The following is an 11,216-nucleotide window of genomic DNA, read 5'->3' as shown; positions in this document are numbered from 1 at the left end:
GCCGAAGCCGAAGCCGAAGCCGAAGCCGAAGCCGAAGCCGAAGCCGAAGCCGAAGCCGAAGCCGAAGCCGAAGCCGACGCGCCCGCCGAAGACGCAGGGTCCGCCGAGGCGGACGAGTCCGCGCCCGTCGAGGCGTCCGCCCCCGTCACGCCCGCCGCCAAGGCGCCCGCGGAAGCCGATGGTCAGGAGTCAACTGACAAGTAGGCCATGACGATTGGGCAAGTCATGAACATGCCCGAACGGGAGAGTGCAGAGTCTCGCGTGTCCAGCTGATCAGGACCGATCAGAACACGTTCGAAAGGGACGCTCATGGCACTCTCCCGTTCGGCACGTTTAGGGCCTGTCCGGCGGATCAGGTCGGAGGGAAGTGGCGGTGCCTTGTCGGCGCAGGTGAGCGGGGTGTGGTGCGTCGAGCTGCAAGGCGGAGGAGGGCGTCGACGCGATGGGGGTCCCCCCTGTTCGAGCGAAGCCGAGAACTTGGGGGAGTCGGCAACCGACGACAACGCCGCAGATCGGCGTGCCGGACCCCGCGTCTCCGGCATGATCCGCCGGACAGGCCCTAGGGGCCCTCGCGACCGCGGCGGCCTCCTTCCTCGTCATCGCCGCCTCCTCCGCCCCGACCCCGGGCGCCGACGGCATCGGCGACTCCTACTTCCCCCAGCTCGGCAACGGCGGCTTCGACGCCCGCCACTATGACCTGGACGTGGCGTACCACCCGGACACCGACCGCCTCGACGGCCGTACGACGATCACGGCCCGCGTCACCCAGTCCCTCTCCTCCTTCGATCTCGACCTCCAGCAGCTGGAGGTCACCCGGGTCGAAGTGAACGGCAGACGCGCCGGCTTCACGCGCGAGGGCGACGAGATCCGCGTCACCCCGCACGGCACGCTGCCGAAGGGGCGGACCTTCACGGTGACCGTCACGTACGGCGGCGTCCCCGAACCCCTCGGCGGCCTCATCGTCTTCGGCTCGAACTACGGCTGGATGAAGACCCCCGACGGCGTCTTCGTCGCCTGCGAGCCGAACGCCGCCTCCACCTGGTTCCCGTCCAGCGACCACCCCGACGACAAGGCGACGTACGACATCCGGATCAAGGCACCGAAGGGCCTGACCGGTGTCTCCAACGGTCGCCTCGTCTCGACGTACGACAAGGGCGGCCAGACCGTCACTCACTGGCGCGAGAGCAAGCCCATGGCGACCTATCTCGCGACCGCGACCATCGGATAGTTCGACGTGCGGACAGGGACGACCCCGGCCGGGACACCCGTCTACGTCGCCATCGACCCCGTACTCGCGGACGACAACACCGTCGACGTGTACGCCGTCACGGCCGAGGCCACCGACTACTGGTCGCAGGTCTTCGGGCCGTACCCCTTCGAGCAGACCGGCGCGATCGTCGACGACATGCCGGCGGCCGGGTTCTCGCTGGAGGTGCAGTCGAAGCCCGTGTACTCGGCCGTACGCTCCGAGTCGACGATCGTGCACGAGCTGGCCCACCAGTGGTTCGGGGACTCCGTCACGGTGGAGCGCTGGAAGGACATCTGGCTCAACGAGGGCTTCGCGACCTACGCCCAGTGGCTGTGGTCCGAGCACAAGGGCATCCGCTCGGCGCACGACTCCTTCCTGGCCGGCTACAACGCGCGGCCCGCGGACGCGCCCTTCTGGCAGACGGTCGTCGGCGACCCGCAGCGCGACACCATGTTCGCCTCGGCGGTCTACCAGCGCGGCGCGATGACGCTCCAGATGCTGCGCGAGCGCATCGGCGACACCGCGTTCTTCAAGCTGCTGCCCACCTGGACGAAGCTGCACCGCTACGGCAACGCCGACACCGCCGACTTCGTCCAGCTCGCCGAGAAGGTGTCCGGCCGGCAGCTCGACGACCTCTTCGAGACCTGGCTGTTCACCACAGGGAAACCCGCCCTGTAGGCGTTTCCAGGCCTTTCTTTGTAAGGCGCACGCCCGCTCACGGGTGAGAATGTCCAGGTGCTTCAGGAACTGTTCAGTCCCTCCGTCCAGCATCAGCTCGACCTCGTGGGGATCTTCGTCTTCGCGATCTCCGGCGCGCTGCTGGCCGTCCGCAAGAACTTCGACGTCTTCGGCATCGCCGTCCTCGCCGAGGTCACCGCCCTGGGTGGAGGGATCTTCCGGGACCTGATCATCGGGGCCGTACCGCCGGCCGCGTTCACCGACCTCGGCTACTTCAGCACCCCACTGCTCGCCGCCCTCCTCGTCTTCTTCCTGCACCCCCAGGTGGAGCGCATCCAGGGCGCGGTGAACGTCTTCGATGCGGCCGGACTCGGCCTGTTCTGCGTCGCCGGCACCATAAAGGCGTACGAGTACGGGCTCGGCCTGACCTCGTCGGCCGCCCTCGGACTGGCCACCGCGGTGGGTGGCGGAGTGCTGCGCGACGTGCTCGCCAACGAGGTGCCCTCGCTGCTGCGCTGGGACCGCGATCTGTACGCGGTTCCGGCGATGGTCGGTGCCATCATGGTCGCGCTGTGCATCCGCTACGACGCGCTGACGACCTTCACCAGCGGCCTCGCCGCCGTCACCGCCTTCGTACTGAGACTGCTCGCGATGCGGTTCCACTGGCGAGCACCGCGCGCGTGGAACCGCCGTTCGACGGCGACGGAGGTCGAGACTCCGTAGGCGCGGAAGGCTTCACATGGCCGAAACAGCAAAAGCTACTGCTTAGTAATTTCCTGTTGTACCGTTCAGGTATGCCAGAAGCAGCTTCGATACAGGCCGCACGGACGGCCACAGGGACCGCCGTACAGGCCACCATCGGCGACAGTGAGTTCGACCGCGACACCGCGGTCACCCGGCGCGAACCCGGCGTCTACGACATCGATCTGTCGGCCGGATGGACCATCATCAGCGCCGTCAACGGCGGCTATCTGCTGGCCGTCCTCGGCCGCGCCCTCGCGGACGCTCTGCCGCACGCCGACCCGTTCACCATCTCCGCGCACTACCTGACCGCGTCCCAGCCGGGACCGGCGGTCGTCCGCACGGACGTGGTCCGCACCGGGCGGACCTTGTCGACGGGGCAGGCCTCGCTCTTCCAGTACGACGACGAAGGCCGCGAGGTCGAACGGATCCGCGTGCTCGCCTCGTACGGCGATCTCGACACCCTGCCCGACGACGTCCGCACGTCGGCCACGCCGCCCGAGTTCCCGCCCATGGAGCACTGCTTCGGGCCCGAGGGCGGACCGACCCCGGTCGACGGCAGCTCCGCCATCACCGACCGGCTGATGCTCAAGCTCGACCCGTCGACCCTGGGCTGGGCCCTCGGCGCGCCGTCCGGGAAGGGCGAGATGCGCTCCTGGTTCGGGCTCGCCGACGGTCGCGACCACGACCCTCTCTCGCTGCTCCTCGCAGTCGACGCGCTGCCGCCGACCGCCTTCGAACTCGGACTGTCCGGCTGGGTGCCGACGGTCGAGCTGACGGTGCACGTGCGGTGCCGTCCGGCGCCGGGTCCGCTGCGGGTGTCGATCAAGACGCGCAACCTCGCCGGTGGCTTCCTGGAGGAGGACGCCGAAGTCTGGGACAGCGCGGACCGGCTCGTCGCGCAGTCCCGACAGCTCGCCCGGGTGCGGCTCGGCTGAGCGATCCTCGGCCCGGCCAGGCCGCCGACCAACCGTGAACGCCGGCTCCTTCGGGGTCGGCGTTCGCCATCACGGGGTCGTACGGGGCCGGTTGAGTCGTGGGCTGGGCGAGTGATCCACAGGGAACCACGTCGTCCCCGAACAGCGGCAACTGCGGTGGGCGGCCGGGGCAGGGGCAGCAGGCCGCTCAGGGCTGATCCGGACCGCATTCCCCAGGGGTGGCGTAGTCGGTAACGGGTGCGTCACCTCAGCCAGTTGCGGCGGCCGATGCTGATCAGCCGCATCTGCCGGCTCGCCACGTGGGCCACCCGGTCCCGCTCCTCCTTGGACGCTTCCAGTGCCTCCAGGTAGAGCGAGGCCGTCATGAGCATCTGGTCGACGTACAGGCCTGCGAGCATCAGCAGATCGCCGTCGCTCCACCCCTCCGACTCGGGGTGCTTGGCCAACTCGACCTTCACCTCCGCGGTGAACCGGGCCAGTTGCTCACTGATCGCCGCCCGCACCGGCTGCACGCCGCCGTGCCGCTCGCGCGCGATGAAGCGGACGTGCGCGGGGTGCGTCTCGACGTGGTGGGCGATCAGCTGGACCGCGCGCTCGATGCGCTCGGCGCTGTCGCCGGCCGCGGACACCGTCTCGCCGATCATCGGGTGCAGGCTGCCCAGCGCCTCCTCGACCAGCGCCACGCCGAGATCCGCCGTCGAGCGGAAGTGCCGGTAGAAGGCGGTCGGGGCGACTCCGACAGCGCGGGTGACCTCGCGCAGGCCCAGGCTGCTCAGGCTCTGCTCCTCCAGCAGTTCCAACGCCGCGTCCAGGAGTGCCTGCCGGGTCTTCTGCTTCTGGGCCTGCCGGACGCCGAGAGTGTGACTCATGCCATGCAGTTAACAACTGTTCTCTGTGATTGAAAAGTCGAGGGGAGCGCTAGACTCGGGAGTCAGTGAACAAGTGTTACTACAACCGTTCACTGAGTCGTCAAGTCCCCGAAACATACGGGGAGTCACCGTCGAGAGGCATCTCATGCTGTTCCTCGTCGCCGCCCTCCTGCTGCTGGGTGTCGTCATGGGCACCGTGGCTCACGCCCCGCTGCCCGTCACCCTCGTCGCCGCCACCGTCATCGGCATCTGGCTCGCCGTCTTCGCCGTACGCGAGCGCAACGCCCGCCGGCGCGGCACTTCCACCAACTGACCGCCGGGAGCTGACCCCCTCATGGAACTCACCGCCACCCCCGCCCGTCGGACCGCCGCCCGGGACGCCGACGGTATGGCCGTCGCCTCCTTCATCCTCGGCCTCCTCGGCTTGCTGGTCCTGAACCTCTTCCTGGGCCCGATCGCCATCGTCCTCGCCTCCGTCGCCCTCCGGCGCGGCACGACCCGCCGTGGCCGCGCCTTCCTCGGTCTGGGGCTGGGCATCGCCGACCTGCTCGTACTGCTGGCGTTCATGCATTTCGACAGCACGGTGTCCTGGAACTTCTAGGCTGAGGGCCGAGGCCGAGGCCGTGGAGTGAGGGCCCGTAGAATCGGGGCCACCATGGCTTATCTCGACCACGCCGCGACCACGCCGATGCTCCCCGAGGCGGTAGAGGCACTGACCGCCCAGCTGAGCATCACGGGCAACGCCTCCTCCCTCCACGCCGCCGGCCGCAGAGCCCGGCGCACGGTCGAGGAAGCCCGCGAAACCCTCGCGGACGCCCTCGCCGCCCGCCCCAGCGAGGTCGTCTTCACCGCCGGCGGCACCGAGGCCGACAACCTCGCCGTGAAGGGCCTGTACTGGTCCCGCCGCGACGCCGACCCGGCCCGTACCCGCGTCCTCGCCAGCCCCGTGGAGCACCACGCCGTGCTCGACTCCGTCCACTGGCTCGGCGAACACGAGGGCGCCACGATCGAGTACCTCCCGGTGGACGCGTACGGCCGCGTCCACCCGGACGCCTTGCGCGAGGCCATCGCCCGCAACCCCGACGACGTCGCCCTCGCCACGGTCATGTGGGCCAACAACGAGATCGGCACGGTGCTGCCGGTCCGTGAACTGGCCGACGTCGCCGCCGAGTTCGGCATCCCGCTGCACGCCGACGCCGTCCAGGCCTTCGGCCAGGTCCCGGTCGACTTCGGTTCCTCCGGTCTCGCGGCGATGACCGTCTCGGGCCACAAGATCGGCGGGCCGTACGGCATCGGCGCGCTGCTCCTCGGCCGTGAGTACAGCCCCGTACCGGTCCTGCACGGGGGCGGGCAGGAGCGCCATGTCCGCTCCGGCACCCTCGATGTGCCCGCCATCGCGTCGTTCGCCGTCGCCGGGCGGCTCGCCGCAGAGCAGTGCGCGTGGTTCGCCCGGGAGATCGGCGCCCTGCGCGACGACCTGGTGGACGCCGTGCACGCGGCCGTGCCCGACGCGATCCTCGGCGGCGACCCCGACCGCGCGGGCCGCCTGCCCGCCAACGCGCACTTCATGTTCCCGGGCTGCGAGGGCGACTCCTTGCTGCTCCTGCTGGATGCGCAGGGCATCGAGTGCTCCACCGGCTCCGCGTGCACGGCCGGCGTCGCCCAGCCCAGCCACGTCCTGCTGGCCACCGGCACCGACCCCGACCTGGCCCGCGGCACCCTCCGCTTCTCTCTCGGCCACACCTCCACGGAGGCGGACGTCGAGGCGGTGGCGAAGGCGATCGGACCGGCGGTGGAGCGGGCGCGAACGGCGGGCCTGAGCTGACGCCGCCGCGCCCACCCGGGTCACGGGCGTGGCTCACAGCATCACGATTGGGTCACTCGAGTCGGCTACGCCCCGGCCGCGTCCGCCCGCTCCGCCGCGGTACGTGCCTGTCGTACGAGCGGTATGTACCGGTCCCAGTCCCAGTACTGCCCGGGATCCGTGTGGTCCGTGCCCGGCACCTCCACGTGGCCGATGATGTGCTCGCGGTCGACAGGGATGTCGTACCGCGCGCATATCCGGGCCGTCAGCCGCGCCGACGCCTCGTACATCGCGTCCGTGAACGACGAGGCCTCCTCGACGAAGCCTTCGTGCTCGATGCCGACGCTCCGTTCGTTGTACTCCCGGTTCCCCGCGTGGAACGCCACGTCCAGTTCGCGGATCATCTGGGCGATGTGCCCGTCCTTGCGGACGATGTAGTGCGCGGCCGCGCCGTGCCCCGGATCCTGGAAGACCTTGACGGCACTTCGGTACCCGCCCTGGGTGACATGGATGATCACCCGGTCCACCCGGTAGTCGTCGGGCCGGTCCGCGCGCCGCCAGTTCGCAGCCGACGCCGCCACCCACTGGGCGCCGCGGAAGTCGACCTCGCCCTCCTTGCGCGGTTTCTCGACACTCGGCAGCCGCCACCACAGGTGCCCGAGCTCGTCCCGCGCGAGTACGGCGGTACCCACGGCAGCCGCCGCCCCGCCGATGAGCAGAGCCCGCCGCCCGATCCGGCGGTCGCCGTCCTTGCGCCTGTGCCCCTTCGTCTCCTCCGCGGCCTCAGTCATTCATCGCTTCCGTCATTCATCGCTTCCGTCCCCCCGTCGATGTCATCCCGGATTGCTCCCCGTTGCTCCCCGTTGCGATCTTCAACGGATACTGGCGGGCTTCGGTTCCCGCGGCCCCGTACTCTGGAGGGGCTATGACTGAGATCTCGCAGCGTTCCCGCCCCCTTCGCGTCCTCGCCGCCATGTCCGGCGGTGTGGACTCCGCCGTCGCCGCCGCCCGCGCCGCGGAAGCCGGGCACGACGTGACCGGTGTACACCTCGCCCTGTCGGCGAACCCGCAATCGTTCCGGACCGGCGCGCGTGGCTGTTGCACCATCGAGGACTCACGCGACGCCCGCCGCGCCGCGGACGTCATCGGCATCCCGTTCTACGTGTGGGACCTCGCCGAGCGCTTCCGCGAGGACGTGGTCGAGGACTTCGTCGCCGAGTACGAGGCGGGGCGCACCCCGAATCCCTGTCTGCGCTGCAACGAGAAGATCAAGTTCGCGGCGCTCCTGGACAAGGCCCTGGCCCTCGGCTTCGACGCGGTCTGCACGGGCCACTACGCGAAGGTGATCGTGAACGAGGACGGTACGCGCGAGCTGCACCGCGCCTCCGACATGGCCAAGGACCAGTCGTATGTCCTCGGTGTCCTCGACGACCGTCAGCTCGCGCACGCGCTGTTCCCGCTCGGCGACACGCTCACCACGAAGGACGAGATCCGCGCCGAGGCCGAGCACCGCGGCCTCGCCGTCGCCAAGAAGCCGGACTCGCACGACATCTGCTTCATCGCCGACGGCGACACCCAGGGCTTCCTGACCAACCGCCTGGGCAAGGCGGAGGGCGACATCGTCGACGAGTCCGGGGCGGTCATCGGCACCCACGAGGGCGCGTACGGCTACACCATCGGCCAGCGCAAGGGTCTGCGCATCGGCACCCCGGCCGCCGACGGCAAGCCGCGCTACGTCCTGGACATCTCCCCGGTCGACAACACGGTGACGGTGGGCCCCGCGGCGTCCCTGGACGTGCATGGGCTGACGGCGATCAAGCCCCGCTGGTGCGGTGCCGCGCCCACCGGTGCCGGCACCTACACCGCCCAACTCCGCGCCCACGGCGGCGAGACGGAGGTGGCGGCCGAGCTGGTCGACGGCTCCCTCGAGGTCACCTTCAGGGAGCCGGTGCGCGGGGTCGCCCCCGGCCAGGCGATCGTGTTGTACGACGGCACGCGCGTGGTCGGCTCGGCGACGATCGCGACGACCACGCGCGCGACGGCGTCCGTCTGATTGGTCCTCCCTGTCCTACTGGTCGGTCCTATCTGTCCTTCTGGTTGGTCCTTCCGGTCCTACCGGTCCTACTGGTTCGTTTACGACACCTCCACCTCGTAGAAGCAGAGGTGGTCCTTGATCCGGGCCACGTCCGGCTTGGGCTCGGGGTACGCCCAGACCAGGTCGGGAGCGTCGGGAAGTGACCAGTAGGACGCGTCGCCCTTGAACGGGCAGTGCGTGTGGGTGTCGGAAGGCGTCAGCAGGTCCAGGCGGACGTCCTCCGGAGGCAGGTAGTAGCGCACCGGAAGGCCGGTCTCGCGCAGGAGCAGCGGACGGTCGCTCTCCGCCAAGACCTGGTCGCCGTGCACGACGCGTACGCGCTGGGTGCCTTGCTCGATGGTGATCGTGTGTCCTTCAGCCATATCTGGACAGCACGCGGGGGCCCCGGGTTCTTCCCTCGTACCGTAGGCGCATGAATATCTGCGTCTTCCTCTCCGCCGCCGACCTCGACGACCGCTACACGCGGCCCGCACGGGAGTTCGCCGAACTCCTCGGCAAAGGCGGCCACACGCTGGTGTGGGGCGGCTCCGACGTCGGTCTCATGAAGGTGGTCGCCGACGGTGTGCAGGAGGCGGGCGGGCGGCTGCTGGGCGTCTCCGTGGACTTCCTGGCGGCCAAGGCGCGGGTGGGCGCCGACGAGATGGTGATCGCCGGGGACCTCGCCGAGCGGAAGGCTCTGCTCCTGGAGAAGGCCGACGCCGTCGTGATCATGGTGGGTGGCACCGGAACGCTCGACGAGGCGACCGAGATCCTGGAGCTGAAGAAGCACGGGAAGACCGAGAAGCCGGTGGTGCTGCTCAACACGGCGGGCTTCTACGACGGCCTGAAGGAGCAGTTCCGCCGTATGGAGGCCGAAGGCTTCCTGCCGCGCCCGCTCACCGACCTGGTGTTCTTCGCCGAGGAGCCGGTGGGCGCGTTGGCCTACCTGGAGGAGTCGTTCGGGACCCGGTGATGCAAGCATGGCGTCCATGGCTACACATGTGATCACCGGGGCGGGCTCCGGCATCGGCGCCGCCGTCGCCCGCCGCCTGCACGCGCGCGGGGACGAACTCGTGCTGCACGCGCGCGACGCGGGCCGCGCGAAGGAGCTCGCGGGAGAGTACCCGGGGGCGAAGACCCTCGTCGGCGACCTCGCGGACCCCGACAAGCTCTCCTGGGCGTTCTCGCACCAGAGTCTGCCCGACCGGATCGACTCGCTCCTGCACATCGCGGGCGTGGTCGACCTCGGCCCGGTCGGAGAGCTGACCCCCAAGGCCTGGCGCCATCAGCTCAACGTCAACCTGATCGCCCCCGCCGAGCTGACCCGCCACTTTCTGCCGCAACTCCGTGTCACCCAGGGGCACGTGGTGTTCGTGAACTCCGGCGCCGGCCTCGACGCGCACGCCGACTGGTCCGCGTACGCCGCCTCCAAGCACGGCCTGAAGGCCCTCGCGGACTCCCTCCGCGAGGAGGAGCACCCGAACGGCGTCCGCGTCACCTCCGTCTACCCCGGCCGCACCGCCAGCCCCATGCAGGCCAAGGTCCACCAACAGGAGGGCAAGCCGTACGACGCCTCGAAGTGGATCGACCCGGAGTCGGTCGCGGCGACGATCCTGATGGCCCTGGACCTGCCGCGCGACGCGGAGATCAACGACGTGACGGTACGACCGGGACGCTAACGATGTTTTTCAGGCGCCGGTCGGCTGTGCGCAGCCCGTCCGGCGTTTGCGGACGAGGCCCTTCAGGCCGACGCGGGGGTCGGGGGGCGGCAGCCCCCAGGAACGGCGCCCACACCGACGCCGCCCACCGGACGACCCCACCCCCCCCGGAGGGTTACGTAGGCTTCCGGGGTGAGCGAAAACAGCGAGTTCAGGTTCGGTCCCGCGACCGGGGTCGGGTCCATGCCGGGCGGGGACGCCAGGGAGGCCGCGAAGACGGTCACCGGGTCCTTCGACGACTTCCCGTATCTGCCGGAACTGCCCGGACGCGGCCCCGGCGCCGACATGATCGGGCGGACCGCCGGGATGCTCGTCGAGCTGTTCGCGCGCGTGGAACCCAGCGGGTGGCGGCTCGGGGACCGGCCGGGGCGGGACACGAAGCGGGCCAGGTCGTGGCTGGGCGAAGACCTCGACGCCCTGGAGGAGTTCACGCAGGGGTACGAGGGGCCGCTGAAGGTGCAGGCCGTGGGGCCCTGGACGCTGGCCGCCGCGCTGGAACTGAGGAACGGCGAGGTGGCGCTCTCCGACCCCGGGGCCTGCCGGGACCTCGCCGGTTCGCTCACCGAGGGGCTGCGCACGCATCTCGAGGAGGTACGGCGCCGGGTGCCGGGCGCCCAGGTGGTGCTGCAACTCGACGAGCCGTCGCTCATCGCGGTCCTGCGCGGACAGGTCAAGTCCGCCAGCGGATACCGGACCCATCGGGCCGTCGACCGGCAACTGGTGGAGTCGACGCTGCGGGACGTCACGGGCGTGCACGCCGACGGCCCGGTCGTGGTGCACTCGTGCGCGCCCGACGTCCCGTTCGCCCTGCTGCGTCGGGCGGGCGCCGCCGCGATCTCGTTCGACTTCTCGCTGCTCACCGAACGTGACGACGAGGCGATCGGCGAGGCGGTGGAGGGCGGCACCCGGCTCTTCGCCGGTGTGGTGCCGGGCACGGACGGCCCATTGTCAGACCCTGCCGGTAGCGTCATGGGTGTCAGGACGCTGTGGCGCAGGCTGGGGCTGCATCCGGGACTTCTCGCGGAGGCGGTCACGGTCACTCCGTCGTGCGGACTCGCGGGCGCTTCCCCGGAGTACGCACGCCGGGCGCTCGCCCACTGCGCCCGGGCGGCGAAATCCCTCGCGGACAACCCAGAGTAACGGGA

The 11,216-nt window shown here is 70.3% G+C and carries 13 protein-coding genes and 1 pseudogene; 11 read left to right on the top strand and 3 right to left on the bottom strand.

What is annotated here, in order from left to right:
• The 4 genes and pseudogenes from ACX28W_RS26215 to ACX28W_RS26200 form a co-directional block, all read left to right on the top strand.
• A partial coding sequence (locus ACX28W_RS26215; protein WP_459001872.1) for a hypothetical protein occupies nucleotides 1-204 on the top strand: 204 nt, incomplete at its 5' end.
• A 394-nt stretch (nucleotides 205-598) separates the two neighbouring features.
• Nucleotides 599-1,927 (top strand): annotated as a pseudogene (locus ACX28W_RS26210) (M1 family metallopeptidase).
• Between the two features lie 57 nt (nucleotides 1,928-1,984).
• Complete coding sequence (locus ACX28W_RS26205; RefSeq protein ID WP_459001871.1) at nucleotides 1,985-2,650, top strand: trimeric intracellular cation channel family protein; 666 nt, start codon at nucleotides 1,985-1,987, stop codon at nucleotides 2,648-2,650.
• Between the two features lie 71 nt (nucleotides 2,651-2,721).
• On the top strand, nucleotides 2,722-3,606 hold the full coding sequence (locus ACX28W_RS26200; protein WP_459001869.1) for a thioesterase family protein: 885 nt from the start codon (nucleotides 2,722-2,724) through the stop codon (nucleotides 3,604-3,606).
• A 242-nt stretch (nucleotides 3,607-3,848) separates the two neighbouring features.
• Here the strand turns inward: ACX28W_RS26200 and ACX28W_RS26195 are convergent, their stop codons facing one another.
• Entirely contained in the window at nucleotides 3,849-4,475 is a 627-nt protein-coding gene (locus tag ACX28W_RS26195; protein ID WP_459001868.1) for a TetR family transcriptional regulator, read from the bottom strand.
• Between the two features lie 145 nt (nucleotides 4,476-4,620).
• Between ACX28W_RS26195 and ACX28W_RS26190 the strand changes: the two genes are divergently transcribed.
• The 3 genes from ACX28W_RS26190 to ACX28W_RS26180 are packed head-to-tail and all read left to right on the top strand — an operon-like array spanning nucleotide 4,621 to nucleotide 6,300.
• Complete coding sequence (locus ACX28W_RS26190; protein WP_362081242.1) at nucleotides 4,621-4,788, top strand: hypothetical protein; 168 nt, start codon at nucleotides 4,621-4,623, stop codon at nucleotides 4,786-4,788.
• 21 nt (nucleotides 4,789-4,809) lie between these two features.
• Nucleotides 4,810-5,076 (top strand): DUF4190 domain-containing protein, encoded by a 267-nt coding sequence (locus ACX28W_RS26185; protein ID WP_362081239.1) that lies wholly within the window; start codon nucleotides 4,810-4,812, stop codon nucleotides 5,074-5,076.
• Between the two features lie 54 nt (nucleotides 5,077-5,130).
• Entirely contained in the window at nucleotides 5,131-6,300 is a 1,170-nt protein-coding gene (locus tag ACX28W_RS26180; protein WP_459001866.1) for a cysteine desulfurase family protein, read from the top strand.
• A gap of 65 nt (nucleotides 6,301-6,365) precedes the next feature.
• Here the strand turns inward: ACX28W_RS26180 and ACX28W_RS26175 are convergent, their stop codons facing one another.
• Nucleotides 6,366-7,070, bottom strand: a complete 705-nt coding sequence (locus ACX28W_RS26175; protein ID WP_459001864.1) for an N-acetylmuramoyl-L-alanine amidase — start codon at nucleotides 7,068-7,070, stop codon at nucleotides 6,366-6,368.
• A 134-nt stretch (nucleotides 7,071-7,204) separates the two neighbouring features.
• On the opposite strand from ACX28W_RS26175, the gene mnmA reads away from it, so the two are divergent.
• Nucleotides 7,205-8,332: a tRNA 2-thiouridine(34) synthase MnmA gene (mnmA, locus tag ACX28W_RS26170; RefSeq protein WP_459001863.1), complete on the top strand. Its 1,128-nt coding sequence runs from the start codon at nucleotides 7,205-7,207 to the stop codon at nucleotides 8,330-8,332.
• Nucleotides 8,333-8,412: 80 nt separating this feature from the next.
• On the opposite strand, the gene ACX28W_RS26165 is transcribed toward mnmA, so the two are convergent.
• Nucleotides 8,413-8,736 carry a DUF427 domain-containing protein gene (locus tag ACX28W_RS26165; RefSeq protein ID WP_362081224.1) on the bottom strand — a complete coding sequence of 108 codons (324 nt, stop codon included), beginning with the start codon at nucleotides 8,734-8,736 and terminating at the stop codon, nucleotides 8,413-8,415.
• 50 nt (nucleotides 8,737-8,786) lie between these two features.
• Here ACX28W_RS26165 and ACX28W_RS26160 point away from each other — a divergent pair, with 50 nt between their 5' ends.
• The 3 genes from ACX28W_RS26160 to ACX28W_RS26150 all read left to right on the top strand — a co-directional run bounded on the left by ACX28W_RS26160 (nucleotide 8,787) and on the right by ACX28W_RS26150 (nucleotide 11,211).
• Nucleotides 8,787-9,326 carry an LOG family protein gene (locus tag ACX28W_RS26160; RefSeq protein WP_459001861.1) on the top strand — a complete coding sequence of 180 codons (540 nt, stop codon included), beginning with the start codon at nucleotides 8,787-8,789 and terminating at the stop codon, nucleotides 9,324-9,326.
• Nucleotides 9,327-9,333: 7 nt separating this feature from the next.
• On the top strand, nucleotides 9,334-10,032 hold the full coding sequence (locus ACX28W_RS26155; RefSeq protein ID WP_459001859.1) for an SDR family oxidoreductase: 699 nt from the start codon (nucleotides 9,334-9,336) through the stop codon (nucleotides 10,030-10,032).
• Between the two features lie 171 nt (nucleotides 10,033-10,203).
• Nucleotides 10,204-11,211 carry a methionine synthase gene (locus ACX28W_RS26150; protein WP_459001858.1) on the top strand — a complete coding sequence of 336 codons (1,008 nt, stop codon included), beginning with the start codon at nucleotides 10,204-10,206 and terminating at the stop codon, nucleotides 11,209-11,211.
• Nucleotides 11,212-11,216: the final 5 nt, after the last annotated feature.

It is taken from the genome of Streptomyces sp. SD15, from assembly GCF_054462255.1.
This window is presented reverse-complemented; position numbering and strand designations above follow the sequence as displayed.

Excerpts from the sequence above, each read along its gene's own strand:
- ACX28W_RS26200 (WP_459001869.1), top strand. The coding sequence starts at position 2,722 with ATGCCAGAAGCAGCTTCGATACAGGCCGCACGGACGGCCACAGGGACC.
- ACX28W_RS26195 (WP_459001868.1), bottom strand. The coding sequence starts at position 4,475 with ATGAGTCACACTCTCGGCGTCCGGCAGGCCCAGAAGCAGAAGACCCGG.
- ACX28W_RS26190 (WP_362081242.1), top strand. The coding sequence starts at position 4,621 with ATGCTGTTCCTCGTCGCCGCCCTCCTGCTGCTGGGTGTCGTCATGGGC.
- ACX28W_RS26185 (WP_362081239.1), top strand. The coding sequence starts at position 4,810 with ATGGAACTCACCGCCACCCCCGCCCGTCGGACCGCCGCCCGGGACGCC.
- ACX28W_RS26180 (WP_459001866.1), top strand. The coding sequence starts at position 5,131 with ATGGCTTATCTCGACCACGCCGCGACCACGCCGATGCTCCCCGAGGCG.
- ACX28W_RS26175 (WP_459001864.1), bottom strand. The coding sequence starts at position 7,070 with ATGACTGAGGCCGCGGAGGAGACGAAGGGGCACAGGCGCAAGGACGGC.
- mnmA (WP_459001863.1), top strand. The coding sequence starts at position 7,205 with ATGACTGAGATCTCGCAGCGTTCCCGCCCCCTTCGCGTCCTCGCCGCC.
- ACX28W_RS26165 (WP_362081224.1), bottom strand. The coding sequence starts at position 8,736 with ATGGCTGAAGGACACACGATCACCATCGAGCAAGGCACCCAGCGCGTA.
- ACX28W_RS26160 (WP_459001861.1), top strand. The coding sequence starts at position 8,787 with ATGAATATCTGCGTCTTCCTCTCCGCCGCCGACCTCGACGACCGCTAC.
- ACX28W_RS26155 (WP_459001859.1), top strand. The coding sequence starts at position 9,334 with ATGGCGTCCATGGCTACACATGTGATCACCGGGGCGGGCTCCGGCATC.